8 protein-coding genes are annotated in these 20684 nt (G+C 37.0%); all 8 read left to right on the forward strand.

The window, feature by feature from the left end:
• Positions 1-19: 19 nt before the first annotated feature.
• The 8 genes from HMPREF0381_RS04335 to HMPREF0381_RS04370 all read left to right on the forward strand — a co-directional run bounded on the left by HMPREF0381_RS04335 (position 20) and on the right by HMPREF0381_RS04370 (position 20615).
• The gene (locus HMPREF0381_RS04335; protein WP_008750669.1) at positions 20-775 is read left to right on the forward strand and encodes a phosphotransferase; all 756 of its coding nucleotides are present in this window, start codon (positions 20-22) and stop codon (positions 773-775) included.
• Between the two features lie 132 nt (positions 776-907).
• A complete protein-coding gene (locus HMPREF0381_RS04340) occupies positions 908-2053 on the forward strand; it encodes a cation diffusion facilitator family transporter (protein ID WP_008750670.1) in 1146 nt (381 codons plus the stop codon).
• A gap of 349 nt (positions 2054-2402) precedes the next feature.
• Complete coding sequence (locus HMPREF0381_RS04345; protein WP_008750671.1) at positions 2403-6995, forward strand: hemoblobin-interacting domain-containing protein; 4593 nt, start codon at positions 2403-2405, stop codon at positions 6993-6995.
• 253 nt (positions 6996-7248) lie between these two features.
• Positions 7249-11202 (forward strand): DNA-directed RNA polymerase subunit beta, encoded by a 3954-nt coding sequence (gene rpoB, locus HMPREF0381_RS04350; RefSeq protein ID WP_008750672.1) that lies wholly within the window; start codon positions 7249-7251, stop codon positions 11200-11202.
• Positions 11203-11306: 104 nt separating this feature from the next.
• On the forward strand, positions 11307-15212 hold the full coding sequence (rpoC, locus tag HMPREF0381_RS04355; protein WP_008750673.1) for a DNA-directed RNA polymerase subunit beta': 3906 nt from the start codon (positions 11307-11309) through the stop codon (positions 15210-15212).
• A 479-nt stretch (positions 15213-15691) separates the two neighbouring features.
• A complete protein-coding gene (locus tag HMPREF0381_RS04360) occupies positions 15692-17140 on the forward strand; it encodes a radical SAM protein (RefSeq protein ID WP_008750674.1) in 1449 nt (482 codons plus the stop codon).
• 39 nt (positions 17141-17179) lie between these two features.
• Positions 17180-19516, forward strand: a complete 2337-nt coding sequence (locus tag HMPREF0381_RS04365; protein ID WP_008750675.1) for an ATP-binding cassette domain-containing protein — start codon at positions 17180-17182, stop codon at positions 19514-19516.
• A gap of 34 nt (positions 19517-19550) precedes the next feature.
• Entirely contained in the window at positions 19551-20615 is a 1065-nt protein-coding gene (locus HMPREF0381_RS04370) for a radical SAM/SPASM domain-containing protein (RefSeq protein ID WP_008750676.1), read from the forward strand.
• Positions 20616-20684 lie beyond the last annotated feature (69 nt).

Below are 20684 nucleotides of genomic sequence, written 5' to 3' on the forward strand. Positions count from 1 at the left end.
AAAGGAGATTGATATCATTATGGATTTAACAAATAAAAAGCTTATTTTAGAGAGAAAGCATAAGAAAGTATATGAAAGCAATGATTGCATTATAAAGTCCTTCAGTAAGGAACATCCGAAGTCTGATGTATTCAATGAGGCACTTAATCAGGCAAGGATAGAAGAAACCGGTCTTAATGTCCCTAAGGTGCTTGCCGTAGAGGAGATGGATGGCGGCTGGGCTATCATAATGTTAAAGAAAAACGGTAAAACATTAAAAGAGATTATGGAGTCCGACAAGGAAAATATAAGAAAGTATATGGATATGTTTGTTGATATACAGCTTGATATAAACTCCAAGTCATCACCTCTTCTTAACAGAATGAACCTTAAATTTGGCAGGCAGATAAATGAGTTAAAGGAGCTTAGTGCAACTATCAGATACGAGCTTTTAACCAGACTTGACGGAATGAAAAAACATACAAAGATTTGCCATGGTGATTTTAATCCGAGCAATGTCCTTATAGGAGATGACGGAGAGATATCCATAATAGATTGGTCTCATGCTACTCAGGGAAATGCGGCGGCGGATGCAGCCAATACCTATTTGCTTTTTGCTCTTGAAGATAAGGAACTTGCAGATATGTATATGGATATTTACTGCAAGAAGTCGGATACTGCAAAACAGTATGTACAAAAATGGCTCTCTATCGTAGCTGCACAGAGATTGTCAAAGCATGTGGAGACTGAAAAAGAACTGTTGATGCAGTATATTGATGTGGTGGATTACTTATAAAGTTACTTTGATTTTAAAGTAAGAAGCTTATATATGTGGATTGTATACGATTTTACAATTGTATACAATCCTTTTTTGTGTTATCATAAGTACTTAAATAATGGAAGGAGCAGGTATTTAAACATTATTAAAATGAGTGAAAGAGTAACGTCATCAAATTTTAGAATAGATGCAAATGAGAGAAGAAAAAAGATAATATTTATAGCTGTAGTAGGTATTATTACAAATTTGTTTTTAGGGATTTTAAAGGCTGTACTTGGTATACTGTCAGGTTCTATTGCACTTGTCAGTGATGCTTTGAATAATATAACTGATTCGTCATCATCACTTATTACTATAATAGGTACCAAGCTTGCAAGTAAAGCACCTGACAGACAACATCCCTTCGGGCATGGAAGGACAGAGTATCTGACAAGTCTGCTGATAGGCGGTATCGTTTTACTGACAGGTTTTCAGTCTTTTATAAGCTCTGTTAAGGCGGTGTTTAACAATGAAGAGATAAAGACAAATATTGTGACTATAATAATAATTATTGCAACAATTGTAGCTAAAATAATATTAGGAATTTATACAGAAAACAGCGGAAAGAGATACAATTCAGGTGCATTGCAGGCTTCAGGTGCAGATGCAAAAAACGATGCAATAGTTTCCGTGGTGACACTTATTTCCACAGCCGTATATATTTTTACAAAGATTTCAATAGACGGTATAGCCGGTATTATTATATCTTTGTTTATATTAAAGGCGGCATATGAGATATTGTCAGATACAATAAAGAAAATACTTGGTGAGAGAGTGGACGGAGATATAGTCAGAGGTATCAAGGAGATAGCAAGGGGTACGGAAGGTGTTATAAATTGCTTTGATCTTATACTGAATGATTACGGTCCGGACTTTTACACAGGTTCAATCAATGTTGAGATAGAGGACAATAGAAGCATCGGGGAGATGTATCCTATACTTCATGAGGCACAGACAAAGATTTATAATAAATATAATGTATTCTTGGTGTTCGGGTTCTATGCCGTGGATGTAAATGATGAGAGATACAAAAAGATAAAATCACTACTGCAAAATTATGAAGACAATGAAAGACATATTATTAATTACCATGGAATAGTAATTGATGAAAAAGATATGACTATATACTGTGATCTTACAAAAGATTTTGATATTGCACCGCAAACAATCATAGACAATGTAAACAGAATATTGAAAGCGGAATTCCCAAGGTACAATATACATGTAAATATAGATACTGAATTTACCGGAGAATAGTAAATTTTCAGAAAAAAGACAATGTGCAGATAAGTTTGCAAACTGTCTTTTTTAAATATTATAATTTTCATAATGTATATACTTATGTACTTTTAAAACATAAAAAATACATGAAAAAACTTGAAAATAAATTCACCTTTTAGTATAATCTTAAATGTTAGCAATGACTAACATTAGCAATGATATAGTACTTAAGTGCAAAGGGAAGTGTTTTTGTAAGAGTATTTAGTCATAGTTGCAGTATGATTATGATTCAAATGCTTTTTTTGTCGTGCAACTTTCCTTTATTTAAGTAGAAAAGTTAGTGGCCACTAACAGAATGTAGCTAAAAGAATGTAATAGGAGATTTATGAAAAGAAAGCTTATTTTTAATGTAGGTGTCGGTGCATTAAGTGTATTGATGGCTGCAACACAGGTTACGCCTGCTTTTGCCGGCTCATGGAAAAAAGAGCAAAGCGGATGGAGCTATATAAATGACAATGGAAGTAAGGCTGTCGGTTGGACAAAGACCCCAAGCGGTTGGTATTACATGGACGGTTCCGGTATTATGAAGACAGGTTGGGTTCAGGATACTGACGGAAATTGGTATTTCTTAAGTACAGCCGAAGGCGGACAGGCAGGAAAGATGCTTACCGGATGGAATTGGATAGACGGATATTGCTATTATTTCAATCCTGAAAGCGGAGGCTTATCTGTGAATACCACTACGCCTGACGGACATAAGGTAAATGTGGACGGTAAGTGGGAAAAAGACGGCAAAGTAATGTTTTCACAAGGAAAAGGATTGTCTTCTTTAAACACAAACGGTGCAAATACAGGCAGCTCTACAGCTAAAAAAGGAACCGGTACTTCAAAAGGCGGTTCAGGTGGAAGCTCAAAGGGTTCTAAAAGGGGCGGCGGCAAAGGAAGTACAGGAAGCGTAACTGAAAGCGTAAATAACAACAATGCAAAAAAAGCAGAATCAGGTAAAAACGCAGAGAATACAGCTTTAGGTAAAGAAGAAAGCAAATATGTAGATAAAGCGGCTTTAAGTACACAAGCAAGCAAAAATGCAGAAAGTGCAGCTTTAAGCAAAGAAGCAGAAAATAAAACTTTAAGTACACAAGCAGGCAAAAACGCAGGGAATACAGCTTTAAGCAAAGAAGAAAGCAAAGATGCGGAAAATAAAACTTTAAGTACACAAGCAAGCAAAAACGCAGGGAATACAGCTTTAAGTAAAGAAGAAAGCAAAGATATAGACAATAAAACTTTAAGAACTGAAGAAAATAAAAACGCAGGGAATGCAGCTTTAAGCAAAGAAGCAAGCAAAGATGCAGAGAATAAAACTTCAGGTATACAAGAAAGCAAAAATGCGGAAAATAAAACTTTAAGTACACAAGCAAGCAAAAACGCAGGGAATGAAGCTTTAAATAAAGAAGCAAGCAAAGATGCAGAAAATAAAACTTCAAGTACCGAAGTAAATAATAATGCAGGTAAAAATGATACTTTAAGTAATGTAGAAACAAACAGTGACAAATTTGCATATGTAAACTATACAAAAAATATTAATACAGACTTCGGCGAGTATGTGGTAGTTACATTCAAATATGGAACGATTGATAATTACAGAGTACTTGTGGACGGCACGGATGTCACAGCAAGCATGACTAAGGTAGATGATGAAGGCCATGTAGTGAAGTGGCTTTCAACTGTAAAAGATCCGTCAGAACTACAGATAGTAAGTAAGGCGGACAATGATACACAGGATATCACGCTTGCAGGCGGCGAGAAAAAGACCGTTACAAAAACTGATGTAAAAGCACCGAAGTATGTAATTTCAAACGGTCCTGTTACAAAGTTTGATTACTTCCTTGAGACCTATGACAATGAGGGAAGAGTAAGAAAGAATGCTTCAAAGACAACATTTACTTTGCAGACAAAGAAGACTGATTCGGCTGTAGCCGCAGTTCCTTCAAAGTACTATATTCCTGTAACAGAGATAGACAGTGAAGGAAACGGAAGTATAAAGATAAAGCTTCAGCTTGAGAATGAGGAGCAGGAGAACTGGTTTAAGGGACTTAACAATATCAAACTTCTTAATGAAGACCATAATATTGTAAACTCAAATCTTGTATATAATACATCTTTAGAAACCAAGTACGGCAAGGTGGGTGTTATAAATATTCCACTTCCGCAAAATAATGCAAGAAGCAGGGGAGACTACTATGTAAGTGTGGGTTCTTCAAACGGCAGTGACAGGATAAGTCTTCCTATATCACTTGTAAGCAATACCGATTTTAAGGTTGTCCGTGACAGTGCAACTCCAAACCCGAAGGTTGGAAAAGATGTAAGGTTCAAGATAGTGGACAAAAAGGAAAATCACACCTTTGGAAATGATGCAGGTGTGGTAATGTACAAGGTTACTCTTACAAAGCCGGACGGCACCTCCACAGATCTGCCGAAATATTCAGGCTGGTACAATATAGGAAATATAGTACATATAAGCGGAACGGACAGTTCTTCGGGGAAAGTATATACGGATGTACCGGGAGTATATACAGTTACAATATATACAAAGGGTTATAAAACTCTGATAAAGAAGTTTGAAGTCTTAAATAGTGACGGTTCATCTGCAAAAACAGCACTGACAGATGATGATTCAAAGACTGTGGATGCGGTTTCAACTCCTACAGTAAGTAAAACTCATGTAGGAAACAGAGAAGACTCTGCAAGTACATCAGTTCTTGTGGGCGGATACGGTACAGGAAGCCATGCAAGCTCAGGTAAAAAGACAGATGCAATATCGGGTGCCACAAATAAATCAGGCGGAAGCGGTGCGGATGCAACATCCGGTGCAAGCGGAAGTATGATGATAAATGCATACCTTATGTATGATTATGACTTACTTGCAAATGCAATGGTTTTAAATGAAATCGGGCTTAGAAGTAAGGATTCCGATGCGGTAATGAAGTGGTGGCTTGAGCAGATTCCGGAGGCAATAGTAGGAGAAGACAAGTCAAAGCTGTACAAGCTTGATGATTTTATTGATGCAAAGGAAGATTCAAGACTTGAAGGAAGAGCCCTTACATTTGAGGAGTATGCAAACTCATCTGATGCCGCAACAAGAAATATTGTCGGTAATGTAAAAAATGTACTTGAAAACGGTAAGCTCGGTACAATATACCGCTATGGAAATATTGTGGGAGAGGCGGCACCTACATTTGAGGGACTTATACAGCCAAAGGCTGAAAGTTATACATTTACAACAGATAATACCGACTTTATAGAAAAACTGCAATCCGTTGTATTGGACGGTTCAAGTGCGGCTCTTAGAAATGATTCATACTTAAAGCAGTATGAAATAAGTGCCGATAAAAAGAGTATTACAATCTATAAGAATGCATTTAATGAGTATATTAAGCCGATAGTAGGAAATCATACTCTTTCACTTGATGCTACAGGATATGAGAAGATAACTCTTGATTTTACTGTTACAGATACTGTGGAAGATGTAGTACTTACAGATGTAAGTGAAAAGCTTGAAGCCGGTTCACCTGTAGTGATAAAGGCTGTTAAGGACGGAGATCCCAAACAGGGAGATTTCCTAAGTAAGCTTGCAAATGTAAAAGTACAAGGACCTGACGGAATGTTGAGAGATGTAATATCAGCTTTGGCAGGCGGTAACAGTTCGGATTCGGTATACAGTGTTGCAGACGGTAAGGTAACACTTCGTGGAGGACTCTTTAAAGATGCGGGAGAATACACAATATACTTACAGTCAAGTGACAGAAACTATCCTGTAAAATATATCAAAGTAAGTCTTTCGGCAAAAGCGGAGGTATTGCCTCCGGCGGTTCCCGAAGTGACTGAGGCTGCGAAAGCACCTACTGCAAAATCCGGTGCCAAGACAAACTCATTCTTCTATGAGATGCTTACAGTAAAGTTTGAAGGTATGGATGCCGTAGAACTTGAAAAATATCTTAAGGCGGTAAAGGAAGTAAGTGTAAATGAAGAGGCATATGCAAAAACAAGCAGCTTCGGATTCGGAGATGCACTTGAATTTAAAGCACATTCAAATGCAATATATGGAGGTAAGATAAGCGAACTGTCAGTTAAAGCAAAGAGCGGAAAGTTCAACTCTGCAAAGTATAACTTTGTTGTAAAGGCGGAGGGATATGAGGATCTTACATTTACATTAAATGCGGACGGAACCGTTGCAAATGCGGTAACACCTGTAGTGCCTACACCGGTTCCTGCGGTAAACCCTGTGGAGATTGAGAAGGTGTTACCTGCAAAATACAATAATGCAAGTGTTTATGCAATTACATTAAAGGGTGACCAAAATAAGATTGATGAGTTTATAGAAAAGCTGAATGCTGTAGCGGTAAACGGTGTAAATGTATCCGAAGGCAGAATATCTATACTAAGTAATGATGCATTTTCAGTTAGCGGAAATGTTGTATATGTAAAGTCCGCCAAGTTTAGAGGGCGTGCAGATACTGTCGTATTAAAGGGCAACGGCATAGAAGATTTGAGCTTTACAACCGAATCAAAGATAGCTATACCGGAAGTATCGGGCGCAGAGGTTACAAGCAATTTCTTTGACAGATATGCCAGAATCACATTTGATGCTTCAAATTCAGATGTGTTAAGGGCTTTTATGAAGGAAATCAAAGCCGGTAATGCAACAGTAACTGTAAACGGAATTACCTACAATAAAGGATATTCTGTAGGCAGTGCCGCGACATATAAGATTTCATCAAATTCAGCCTACGGTTATGATCAGTATCTTGACTTTTCGCTTGACGGATTCACTCAAGCAAATAATGAGGTCGTTATAACATCAGACAGCTTTGATACTATCAGAGTAAATGTTGAAGTAGGTACAAGCGCAGGGGCAAGAAGGACAAGAAGAGATTTAAGTGCTTTTGAAACTGCCACTTCATCTAATGCAAACAGATAAAGCTTATAAAGAGATGTCGGCTCCGTGAGGGGTCGGCATTTTTAAATACAATAAAGAACAAATGTTTGGGATTGACAGATGTTGTGTTTTTTTGTAAGATGAAAGTTGCACTATTGTAGGGATTTTTATGCCCTTTGATAGGTGTTCAGATAATGTAACTTGCCAAAAGGCTAAACTAAATGAAATGACTTTTCTATTATATCATAGAAAAATCTAAATTCATACCAGAAAAATATACAGGGGTGAAACGTCAATGGATAGAAGCAAGATGCGTCCGATAACTTCCGGAAAGAGCATGAGGATGAGCTTCCAAACACAAAAAGAAGTTCTGGAAATGCCGAACTTGATAGAGATACAAAAAAACTCATATCAGTGGTTCCTGGATGCAGGTCTAAAAGAAGTTTTTAGAGATATATTTCCTATAGAAGATTTTGCAGGACATTTTAGCCTCGATTTTGTCAATTTCAAGTTGGCAAGAGATGAAGTTAAATATTCAATAGAAGAGTGTAAAGACAGAGACACGACATATGCAGCTCCGTTAAAGGTGAAAATCAGACTTATAAACAAAGATAAGGACGAGATAAACGAGCATGAAATCTTTTTAGGGGATTTACCGCTGATGACCGATACAGGATCATTTGTAATAAACGGTGCGGAGAGAGTTATAGTCAGTCAGTTGGTTCGTTCACCCGGTATTTACTATACAATAGAACATGACAAAATAGGTAAAGAACTGTTTATGTGTCAGGTCATACCGAACAGGGGTGCATGGCTTGAATATGAAACAGACTCAAATGATATTTTCTATGCAAGAGTTGACAGAACAAGAAAAGTACCTATTACAGTACTTTTGCGTGCATTCGGTCTTGGAACAAATACACAGATTACAGATATGTTCGGAGAAGAACCCAAGATTATGGCAAGTTTTGCAAAGGATCCTTCTGAAAATTATCAGGACGGTCTTTTGGAGCTGTATAAAAAGATAAGACCGGGAGAGCCGCTTTCGGTAGACAGTGCAGAGAGTCTGCTCAGATCAATGTTTTTTGATGCCAGAAGATATGATTTGGCAAAGGTGGGAAGATATAAGTTTAATAAAAAACTTCACTTCAAGAACAGAATCAAGGGACATACATTGTCAAGAGATGTAGTGGATGAGAATACAGGTGAGATAATAGCACAGGCCGAGATTGTAGTGGATGCGGATATTGCTACAGCTATTCAAAATGCCGCAATTCCCGCAGTGTGGATACATGGAGTGGAGAGAGAAGTTAAAGTTCTTTCAAACTTAATGGTGGATATTGAAAGCTATGTGCCTGAGCTTACAGACCCTAAGTCAATAGGTATTACCGAACAGGTATATTACCCTGTACTTAAAAAGCTTATTGAAGAAAATAAAGGTGAAGAGCTTATAAAGGCGATTGAAAAGAATGTAAATGAACTTATACCGAAGCATATTACAAAGGAAGATATCTTTGCTACAGTAAACTATAACATGCATATAGAAGAGCATATCGGCAACAAGGATGATATCGACCACTTAGGAAACAGAAGAATAAGAGCGGTGGGTGAGTTGTTACAGAATCAGTATCGTATCGGTCTTACAAGAATGGAAAGAGTTGTAAGAGAGAGAATGACTACTCAGGATATTGATTCTATTACACCTCAATCACTTATAAATATAAAACCTGTAACGGCGGCAGTTAAAGAATTCTTCGGAAGTTCACAGCTTAGCCAGTTTATGGATCAAAACAATCCGCTTTCGGAACTTACACATAAGAGAAGGCTTTCAGCCTTGGGACCGGGCGGTCTTTCAAGAGAGAGAGCAGGATTTGAGGTTCGAGATGTTCACTATACACATTATGGCAGAATGTGTCCTATAGAGACTCCTGAAGGACCCAATATCGGACTTATAAACTCACTTGCAAGTTTTGCAAGAGTGAATGAGTACGGATTTGTAGAGGCTCCTTATCGTGTGGTGGATAAGTCTACAGACCCTTCAAATCCGGTAGTAACAGATAATGTTATATATCTGACTGCGGATGAAGAGGATAATTTTACGGTAGCACAGGCGAATGAGCCGCTTGATGCAGAGGGACATTTTGTACGTAATAATGTATCAGGTCGTTACCGTGATGAGACTTCAGAGTTTGCAAAGAAGAATATCGACTTGATGGATGTATCTCCCAGAATGGTATTCTCAGTGGCTACAAGTATGATACCTTTCCTCGAAAATGATGATGCCAACCGTGCTCTTATGGGATCAAACATGCAAAGACAGGCTGTACCGCTTATGATTACGGATGCCCCCGTAGTCGGTACCGGTATGGAGACAAAGGCTGCGGTTGACTCGGGTGTATGTGTAGTTGCAAAGAATTCAGGAACGGTGACGGAATGTTCATCGGATAAAATAGTAATAAAGAGAGATGATGATGCGGTACTTGATACATATAAGCTTATAAAGTTTGCAAGAAGTAACCAGTCAAACTCATATAATCAAAAACCTATAGTATTTAAGGGTAATCATGTAAATGCCGGCGAGGTTATTGCAGACGGTGCTTCAACATATAACGGTGAGATAGCTCTCGGAAAGAATCCTCTTATCGGATTTATGACATGGGAAGGATATAATTACGAGGATGCCGTACTTTTAAGTGAGAGACTTGTAGAATATGATGTATATACATCCATTCATATCGAGGAATATGAATGTGCCGCAAGAGAAACAAAGCTAGGACCGGAAGAGATTACAAGAGATGTTCCGGGTGTAGGTGATGATGCGCTTAAAGATTTGGATGAGAGAGGTATTATCAGAATCGGTGCGGAAGTAAGAGCCGGTGATATTTTGGTAGGAAAGGTTACTCCGAAAGGAGAGACTGAGCTTACAGCGGAAGAAAGACTGCTTCGTGCAATCTTCGGTGAGAAAGCAAGAGAGGTAAGAGACACATCACTTAAGGTGCCGCATGGTGCTTACGGTGTGGTAGTGGATGCCAAGGTATTTACAAGAGAAGCGGGAGATGAACTGGCTCCAGGTGTTACACAGAATGTAAGAATTTATATAGCACAAAAGAGAAAAATTTCAGTCGGTGACAAGATGGCGGGTCGTCATGGTAACAAGGGTGTTGTTTCCAGAGTATTGCCTGTAGAAGATATGCCTTTCCTTCCGAACGGAAGACCGCTTGATATAGTGCTTAATCCATTGGGTGTGCCTTCACGTATGAATATCGGACAGGTACTTGAGATTCATCTCTCACTTGCCGCAAAGGCGCTTGGCTTTAATGTTGCCACTCCTGTATTTGACGGTGCAAACGAGAATGATATCATGGATATGCTTGAGGTTGCAAATGACTATGTAAACGGTGATTGGGACGATTTCAAGGATAAATATAAGGATGTACTTGATCCGGGTGTTGTGGAATATCTCGGTTCACATCTTGAAAACAGAAAGCTTTGGGAAGGTGTTCCGCTTTCAAGAGACGGTAAAGTAAGACTTCGTGACGGTAGAACCGGAGAATACTTTGACAGTCCCGTTACAATAGGTCACATGCATTATCTTAAGCTTCACCACATGGTAGATGATAAGATACATGCCAGATCAACAGGTCCTTACTCACTGGTAACACAGCAGCCTCTTGGAGGTAAAGCACAGTTTGGCGGTCAGAGATTCGGAGAGATGGAGGTTTGGGCACTTGAGGCATACGGTGCTTCATATACCTTACAGGAGATTTTGACTGTAAAGTCTGATGATGTTACAGGTCGTGTAAAGACTTATGAGGCTGTTATCAAGGGTGAGAATATACCTGATGCAGGTATTCCGGAGTCATTTAAGGTGCTTTTAAAAGAGCTTCAATCACTTGGACTTGATATAAGCGTTCTGGGCGAGAACGGTGAAGAGGTAGAACTTAAGGAAAATACAGAGTATGCCGACTTAAGTATCCACTCTATTATAGAGGGTGAGAGCAGACGACATGGAAAAGAAGAGTTCAAAGATGCAGGATATAGTGAGCAGGTGGTAAAAGATGGAGAGTTTGTATCAGTTGATGAGCAAAACGAGTTATCTGAAAATGTAGATGCTGACTATAACGGTGAGACAGATTCAGAGGATGATTCATCCTATGATGATTCCTCATATAGCGAAGATTCATTTGATGATACAGATAATTTTGATGATGCAGATAACTTTGATGATACGGATAACTTTGATGAGTAATCTTTACAGTGAATATTTTAAAAACTGTCCTTGGTTGTAACCCGGGACAGTACAAATATCAATGAAGTCGATTTATCGTTTTATTATAGAAGGGAGCAAATTTTATGCCGGAAAACAATGATGCTTATCAACCAATTTCCTTTGATGCAATCAAGATTGGTTTGGCTTCTCCTGAAAAAATACTACAGTGGTCTCATGGTGAGGTTACAAAGCCTGAGACTATCAACTATAGGACATTAAAGCCTGAGAGAGACGGCCTGTTCTGTGAGAGAATATTCGGACCAAGCAAGGATTGGGAATGTCATTGTGGTAAATACAAGAAAATACGCTACAAAGGTACAGTCTGTGACAGATGTGGCGTAGAAGTAACAAAGTCCAGTGTACGTAGAGAGCGTATGGGTCATATAAAGCTTGCAGCTCCGGTATCACATATCTGGTACTTTAAGGGTATTCCTTCAAGAATGGGTCTTATTATGGATATAGCACCCCGTATCTTGGAGAAGGTATTGTACTTCGCATCATATATAGTACTTGACGGAGGGGATACAGCCCTCAACTATAAGCAGGTGCTTTCAGAAAGAGAATACAGAGATGCAATTGAAAACTATGGATACGGCTCATTTAGAGCAGGCATGGGTGCGGAGAGTATACTTGAAATACTTAGAAATATTGACCTTGACAAAGAGTCTGAAGAACTGAAAGAAGCATTGGTAGATGCAACAGGACAAAAGAGAGCCAAGATAATAAAAAGACTTGATGTAGTGGAGGCATTCAGAAGCTCCGGAAATAAGCCTGAGTGGATGATACTTACAAATGTGCCTGTAATACCGCCTGATATCAGACCTATGGTGCAGCTTGACGGCGGCAGATTTGCTACAAGCGACCTTAATGATCTCTACAGAAGAATTATAAACAGAAATAACCGTCTGGCAAGACTTTTAGAGCTTGGTGCCCCTGATATCATTATCAGAAATGAAAAGAGAATGTTACAGGAGGCTGTAGATGCTCTTATAGATAACGGCAGAAGAGGAAGACCTGTAACAGGCCCCGGAAACAGAGCCTTAAAATCACTTTCAGATATGTTAAAGGGTAAGCAGGGACGTTTCCGTCAAAACCTGCTTGGAAAACGTGTTGACTACTCGGGAAGATCCGTTATTGTGGTAGGACCTGAACTGAAGATTTATCAGTGCGGTCTGCCGAAGGAAATGGCTATAGAGCTTTTTAAACCTTTTGTAATGAAGGAATTGGTAGAAAAGGGTACCGCTCACAATATAAAATCCGCCAAAAAGATGGTTGAGAGAATGCAGACTGAAGTATGGGATATCTTGGAGGAGGTTATCAAAGAACATCCTGTAATGTTAAACAGAGCACCTACACTTCACAGACTCGGTATTCAGGCATTTGAGCCTGTACTTGTAGAAGGTAAGGCTATAAAGCTTCATCCTCTTGTATGTACAGCCTTCAATGCCGACTTTGACGGAGATCAGATGGCTGTCCATCTTCCGCTTTCGGTTGAGGCACAGGCGGAGTGCAGATTCTTACTTCTTTCACCGAATAACCTCCTAAAGCCTTCAGACGGCGGTCCGGTTGCCGTACCTTCACAGGATATGGTACTTGGCATTTATTATCTTACACAGGAAAGACCCGGTGCAAAGGGAGAAGGTAAGTTCTTTAAGAGTGTAAATGAGGCGATACTTGCTTATGACAACAAGATTGTTACATTACATTCAAAGATAAAGGTAAGAATGACAAAGGAACTTGAAAACGGAGAAGTTTTATCTGAGATTGTAGATTCTACAGTGGGCAGACTTTTATTCAATGAGATAATACCTCAGGATCTTGGATTTGTAGACAGAAGTATCCCGGGAAACGAGTTAAAGCTTGAGATTGATTTCCTTGTAAAGAAAAAGCAATGTAAGCAGATCCTTGAAAAGGTTATAAATGTGCATGGACTTTCAAGGACGGCGGAAGTGCTTGATGACATAAAGGCAATCGGATATAAGTATTCAACTATTGCCTCTATGACTGTTTCCATTTCAGATATGACAGTGCCGGCAAGTAAACCTGAGCTTATAAAGAGTGCGCAGGCTACAGTAGACAGGATCTCAAAGAACTTTGCCCGTGGATTTATCACAGAAGAGGAAAGATATAAGGAAGTTATAAAGACATGGGATACTACGGATAAGCAGCTTACAAAGGATCTGCTTGACGGACTGGATGCCTACAACAATATCTTTATGATGGCCGACTCGGGAGCGAGAGGTTCAGATAAGCAGATAAAGCAGCTTGCAGGTATGCGCGGTCTTATGGCGGATACAACAGGACATACTATCGAGCTTCCTATCAAGTCAAACTTCAGAGAAGGTCTTGATGTTTTGGAGTACTTTATCTCAGCCCATGGTGCAAGAAAGGGACTTTCAGATACCGCTCTTCGTACAGCCGATTCAGGATATCTTACAAGAAGACTTGTAGATGTTTCACAGGACTTAATAGTTCGTGAAACAGACTGCTGTGAGGGCAAAGAGATACCATATATGGAAATCAAAGCATTCTCAGACGGCAAGGAAGTTATAGAGAGCCTTGAGGAGAGAATTACAGGTAGATATATTGCGGAAACAATTACAGATCCTGACAGCGGTGAGATAGTGATTAAAGAAAATCACATGTGTACTCCAAAGAGAGCGGCGGCGGTGATGAAGGTACTGGAGAAGCTTAACAGAGACAGTGTAAAGATAAGAACCATACTTTCATGTAAGTCACATACAGGTATCTGTGCCAAATGTTACGGTGCGAACATGGCAACAGGACAGGCGGTACAGGTAGGTGAGGCGGTAGGCATCATTGCCGCACAGTCTATCGGTGAGCCGGGTACACAGCTTACTATGCGTACTTTCCATACCGGCGGTGTTGCCGGCGGTGATATCACACAGGGTCTTCCAAGAGTTGAGGAACTTTTCGAGGCAAGAAAACCTAAGGGTCTTGCAATTATCACAGAGTTCGGCGGTGTTGTGGAGCTTAAGGATACCAAGAAAAAGCGTGAAATCATTGTTACAAACAATGAAACAGGTGAGTCAAAGACCTACCTTATACCATACGGCTCAAGAATAAAGGTATCAAACGGAGATATACTTGAGGCGGGTGATGAACTTACAGAAGGTAGTGTGAATCCACATGATATCCTGAAGATTAAGGGAGTTCGTGCCGTTCAGGATTATATGCTTCGTGAGGTTCAAAGAGTATACAGACTTCAAGGTGTTGAGATCAATGATAAGCATATTGAGGTTATCGTTCGTCAGATGCTTAAAAAGGTGAGAATAGAAGAGAACAATGATGCGGATGTGCTTCCGGGAAATTCTATGGATGTTCTGGAGTACAATGATATGAATGAGAAGCTTATAGCGGAGGGCAAGACTCCCGCAGACGGCAAGCAGGTAATGCTCGGTATTACCAAGGCATCACTTGCTACAGACTCCTTCCTTTCAGCGGCATCATTCCAGGAGACTACCAAAGTTCTTACAGAAGCGGCCATAAACGGTAAGGTTGATCATCTTATCGGACTTAAGGAAAATGTACTTATCGGTAAGCTGATACCTGCGGGTACAGGTATGAAGAGATACAGAAACGTAACTCTGAATACAGATGAGTTCATAGGTGAAGATGATGAAATAATCCTAAGTGAGGACGATCCTGCACTTCTTGATATCAAGGACGAGCTGATAGCCGATGCAAAGGAAGCCCTTGAGCAGGAAGAAAAAGCACATGAGATGGAAGTTAAGAAGGAAGAAGATTCTAAGGAAGATTTAAATGAAGAAACTTCTAAAGAAGAGACAGATGAAGATGAATCTAATGAAGTTGAGTCCGACGAATATAAGTCTGACGAATTTGAATCTGATAAAGAAGAGCCTTCAGAAAATGATGCAGAGGATTCTAAAGATGAGAATGCAGATGATGTGGCAGAGGGAGACATTTCCAAGTCTGATACAGATGATGTGGAAGGTAATGAAGGATAAAAAATTATATTTTATTTAGATTATATTTTGAATATATGATAAGAGAGGTTACACATAGTAAGGTAGCCTCTTTAATTGTATAATGGCTTATTAAATACAAGGTAAAAATGTTGTTTATTATAAATGAATCGCTCTAAAATTGTTGTTAAATTACTACTGTGGTATATAGAAAATCATTGACACTTCGTCATTGCTTGTGATAACATAAGTACAGTTAAAATGTACGTTTTTAGTAAAACGTATTAGAATATAGGAAGGAGACATAATTATGAAGTACGAAAAACCAACAGTTATTAGTACCATAGCTGTAAATACAGCAAAATGTGGTGGTGGTCCATGCGGAAGACCTAGCGGTGTTAAGTCTTAAAGATTACCATTATATTTGAGTAAAGGGTGGAAAGCACTATTGCTTTTGCACCCTTTTTGTTTGGTCATATGTAAATTTAAAAAAAGTATATTAGACAAGGGAACTGAGTGGTATGTATTATAAAATTAGAGATAATGTATTATTTAGAGAATATAATGATTATGGATACATTACAGATAATTCAGAATATGGATATCGCATGTTGAATGATAAGCGGAAATATCCGGGTGAAAGATATGTTTCTGCCAGTGGTGCTTTAATGCTAAGTTTATTGAAAAAGGTACCCCGGAATATAGATGAAATACTTGATGAGTTATCACAAATTTTTACAGGAGTTGAATATGAGGTATTAAAAAAGGATACAATAGAATTTTTTGATATATTTGCATATGAAGGGTTCCTAGTGTATGGAGAAACTATGGAGAGTTGCAATGATAAATATTTTGATGAACTCAATGATGGTCAATTAAAGGTTGGTTATATGGGAATTGAATGCATGAGTAGTGACATAAATCAAAATGAACTACTTAGAAGCATTCACATTGAAGTAGCGGATGAGTGCAATGAACGTTGTGTTCATTGTTATATTCCAAATGAATGTAAAAACAGTATAATTGACCCAACCCTATTTTATAGAATTATAGAAGAGGGATTGAATATGAATATTATACATATTACATTATCTGGTGGAGAACCACTTATTCATAAAGATATCTTAGACTTTTTAAAAAAATGTAGGGAAGTTGAGTTGTCTGTAAATGTATTATCAAATTTAACTTTGTTAACAGAAGATATAATAGAAGAAATGAAAAAAAATCCACTTCTCTCAGTCCAAGCATCGTTATATTCAATGGATGCTTCTGTACATGATTCTATAACAAAACTAAACGGAAGTTTTGAAAAAACACGGTATGGAATTCTTAGATTATGTGATGAGGGGGTACCTGTGCAAATCTCTTGTCCTATTATTAAGCAGAACAAAGAAACTTGTGTTGATGTCCTTCATTGGGGATGGTCACATAATATTGCTGTGTCTATAGAACCAATGATATTTGCTGCATATGATCACTCAGGTAATAATCTTGAGAACCGCTTAACATTAGAAGATATAGATAATATATTAAGTATGCAAATGCAGGAGGGATATGCTAATGAAATCTATAAAACAGCCAAATATAAAGAGAAACTGACAGAGGATGATCCCATATGCTCTATTTGTAGATATAGTTTTTGTGTGACAACACATGGAAAAGTTTATCCATGTGAGGGATGGCAAAACAATTTAATAGGAGATTTGAATTGTCAAAGTGTTAAGGAAATCTGGGAGACTTCTAAAAAGATACAAGAACTAAGAAATATAAAGAGAGAGCGATTTTTAAAATGTACCTATTGTAAGGATAGAGGATATTGTACGGTCTGTATGATGTGGAATTCAAATGAAAATTTGGATGGAAATCCGTTTGAAATTAGTGAGTATCGCTGTAAGGTAGCAGCATTAACTCATGTTAAAGTAGATAAGACTCTACTTGAGTGTAATAATGAAAATGCTGATTGTGGATAGGTATTAGTATATTTAAATATAGAGGTTATATAAGTTGTTATGGAAAAAATAATAGTTAAAAATGCATATGAAAATAATTTAAAACATCTAAATTTAGAAATTCCACTCGATAAGTTTACCTGTGTTACGGGTTGCTCCGGATGTGGGAAATCTTCATTAGTATTTGATACAATATATGCGGAAAGCCAGAGAGCGTTTCTTGAAGGAATGACCGGAAATATTTATGGGCAAAAATTGATGGATAAACCACATGTAGGATCAATAGAAAATCTACGGCCAACTATAAATATTTCTCAAAACTGCTACAATGTTAATCCCAGGTCTACCATTGGAACTACTACAGAAATATCCTATTATATTAGGTCATTGTTTGCTCTCGTGAATAATAATCAGATTGATACGGTTTCTGAAAAAACATTTTCTGCAAATAATCCTAATTCATTTTGTTATAACTGTTCTGGATTAGGTGTAGAGACAGTTGTATCAGAGTCTCTTTTAGTGCCTGATCGTAATGTTACATTAAGAGATGGAGCAATTCTATATTTTAAAGGACCATCAGATGGTAAGGAACAAAAAATTCTACAAGCATTATGCGAACATTATAATATTGATATAGACAAAAAATTTTCTGAACTTAGCAATGACGAAGCTTATAAATTGCTGTATTCTGATGATCAGATAAGGTATAAGTTAGTGTACAAGGTTGGTAAAAAAAGAAAACAGCATTATGTAATGCTTAGAGGAGCTATACCGGATATATTGAGTAGAATGTCAGGTTCAGAGCCATCAGTATCTTCAGGAGCATATAATAAGTATATGGAAGAGATCACATGTCATGTATGTTGTGGTTCTAGATTTAAAAAGGAAATATTGGAATATAAGGTTGGTGAATTTGACTATAATGATGTGGAAAGTATGGAGTTGACATCATTGAGTTCATGGGTCAGAAGTTTTAAAGATGATAGAATTCCTTTGTCAAAGACATATTTAATCAAACAAATTAAAGACAGTATTCTTTTTAAATTGGATGCACTAATAGAACTTGGTATTGGTTATCTGTGTTTGAAGAGATCAATTCCAACTTTATCAGATGGAGAGAGACAGAGAGTTAGAATTGCCACACAACTTACATGTTCATTAAAATGTTTAATATATATTTTAGATGAACCTTGTAAAGGACTACATTATAGAGATGTCCCCAAGATTATAATGGCAACTAGGAATTTGATTAATCGTGAAAATACTGTAATTGCGATAGAGCATAATAAACAATATATAGGTTCTTCAGACAATATAATAGAACTTGGTCCTGTTGGTGGTCCGGATGGAGGATACTTAATTAAAAAATCAGGTGTTTCAGAGGGTATTAGATATAGGTTAGAATTCAAAAAGATATCTGAAAAGTTAGATTGTTTTAATATTAAAAATATAAATTTTAGAAATATACATAAACAGAATGCCAGTTTTCCAATGGGGAAAGTAACATGTATAACCGGTGTTTCCGGTTCCGGGAAATCAACACTGGCATCAGTTGTTGTAAAGTGTTTTTCTAGAAGATATGACAATACTTATGGTACTCTTGAGGGTGGTGATAATATTAGGCGAATTATACAAGTTGATCAAAGTCCAATTGGAAAAACTCCCAGATCGACTGTAGTTTCTTATTTAGAAATATTTGATGAAATTCGTAAATTATTGTCAGGAACAGAAAAAGCTAGACATATGAAAATTGGAGCTAATCAATTTAGTATGAATATTAAGGGTGGACGTTGTGAGTGTTGTCAAGGTACAGGACTACAAAAGATAGAATTAAATTATTTACCCAGCTCATATATTAAATGTCCTGAATGTGAAGGAAAAAGATTTAATGAAGAAGTTCTTTCTATCAGTTATAGCGGAAAAAATATTTATGATATTTTAGAGACACCTATTTATATTATTATTAATATATTTAGTGAAAATAAAAAAATTTATAATACTCTAAATAGTATGATTGAATTGGGACTTGGATATTTGAAATTAGGACAAATGTCTATGAATTTGTCTGGTGGAGAGGCACAGAGAATAAAATTGGCAAAGGCATTAAGTTCTTCACATCATGGTAAGAACTTATATGTTTTGGATGAACCTACATCCGGATTAAATGATTTAGATATAAATAGATTTATTAAGATTTTATATTCACTGCAACAAAGTCAAGATACTGTAATAATTATTGAACATAATATTGAGTTTATTGCCAGAGTTGCAGATTATATTATTGATTTTGGATTAAAAAGTGGTAAAGAAGGCGGAAAAATTATTGCTAGCGGTCAGCCTGAGAAAGTATTCAATAATAAAAATTCGTCATTGTATGATTTAATTAAGCTTACATAAGGAAAATTATGTTTTGTGTATAATAGGAGGATATATGTATACAGAAGGTATTATAGATCAATGTTCGGTGGTATTAACAAAAGATTGTAATTTGCGTTGTAATTTTTGCTATGCTAAGAGTGCTGGCTATGCACATAATGATATGATAAAGTATGATGATTTAAAAAGTATTGTTGACTTTTGCTGTGAAGCAGAAGTCAAGTACATTTTTTTTACCGGAGGAGAACCACTTACATATCCATATCTTGTAGATATTTTAAAATATATTAAATCAAAGTCTCATAAAATATTAACTGCAGTTGCTACAAATGGTATTCTACTTAAGAATATTGGTTTATGTAGAGACTTGATTGAAAGTGGCATTGGGTATATTGATATATCTATGAAAGGAAATAAATCTGCAGAATGGTGTGAAGTTACCGGGTATGATGGCTATAATGAGCAATGTCAAGCCATTAGTAATTTGTCATCATTAGAAATTGATTTTACATGTTCAATGGTTATAACATCAAATAATATTGATTCAATTTGTGAAGCTGTTAGAAAGGCTAAAAATAATGGTGCAAAGCAGTTTTCATTTACATTTATTATTGATAATGATTATGGCGTTGATGAAAGAGATTTAGTATATCTGAAAAATAATAACCCGATAAAGTTAGTAAGTAATTTTATATCAAAAATTGATGAATTAAATTCAATTACAAATGATTGGTGGATTGAATATAGTTTTCCTATATGTATGTATACAGATGATCAATTACAAACTTTAAGGGGTAGGCTCGCATCACCATGTCAAATACATTTGAAAAATGCAGTTACATTTAATACAAAAATGGAATTATTGCCATGTGATATGTACATATATAAAAAAATGGCTAAATTTGGCAAAGACTTCTCATCATATGAGGGCTTTTTAAAGTTAATCGAAAATGATAAATACAAAGAAACAATGGATGAAATACGTAGATTGCCATCAGAGGATTGTGTTAATTGTAAACATATAAATATATGCTATGGTGGATGTCCAGTTCTTTGGAAAAATTATTCTTTTAATGCTTTAAAAGAATTTAAAGAAAAGCATATAGGAAAGGAATTATAGTAGTATAGAAAACAGTTTTAATTGTTGAATTCATTAACGTTTACAAAAGCTACCCCCGATAAGGGGATT

Source organism: Lachnoanaerobaculum saburreum DSM 3986, assembly GCF_000185385.1.
Taxonomy (GTDB): Bacteria; Bacillota; Clostridia; order Lachnospirales; family Lachnospiraceae; genus Lachnoanaerobaculum; species Lachnoanaerobaculum saburreum.

Bases quoted from the DNA above. Each gene is read 5' to 3' on its own strand.
- HMPREF0381_RS04345 (WP_008750671.1), top strand. From the start codon at position 2,403: ATGAAAAGAAAGCTTATTTTTAATGTAGGTGTCGGTGCATTAAGTGTA.
- HMPREF0381_RS04340 (WP_008750670.1), top strand. From the start codon at position 908: ATGAGTGAAAGAGTAACGTCATCAAATTTTAGAATAGATGCAAATGAG.
- HMPREF0381_RS04370 (WP_008750676.1), top strand. From the start codon at position 19,551: ATGTATACAGAAGGTATTATAGATCAATGTTCGGTGGTATTAACAAAA.
- HMPREF0381_RS04360 (WP_008750674.1), top strand. From the start codon at position 15,692: ATGTATTATAAAATTAGAGATAATGTATTATTTAGAGAATATAATGAT.
- HMPREF0381_RS04335 (WP_008750669.1), top strand. From the start codon at position 20: ATGGATTTAACAAATAAAAAGCTTATTTTAGAGAGAAAGCATAAGAAA.
- HMPREF0381_RS04365 (WP_008750675.1), top strand. From the start codon at position 17,180: ATGGAAAAAATAATAGTTAAAAATGCATATGAAAATAATTTAAAACAT.
- rpoC (WP_008750673.1), top strand. From the start codon at position 11,307: ATGCCGGAAAACAATGATGCTTATCAACCAATTTCCTTTGATGCAATC.
- rpoB (WP_008750672.1), top strand. From the start codon at position 7,249: ATGGATAGAAGCAAGATGCGTCCGATAACTTCCGGAAAGAGCATGAGG.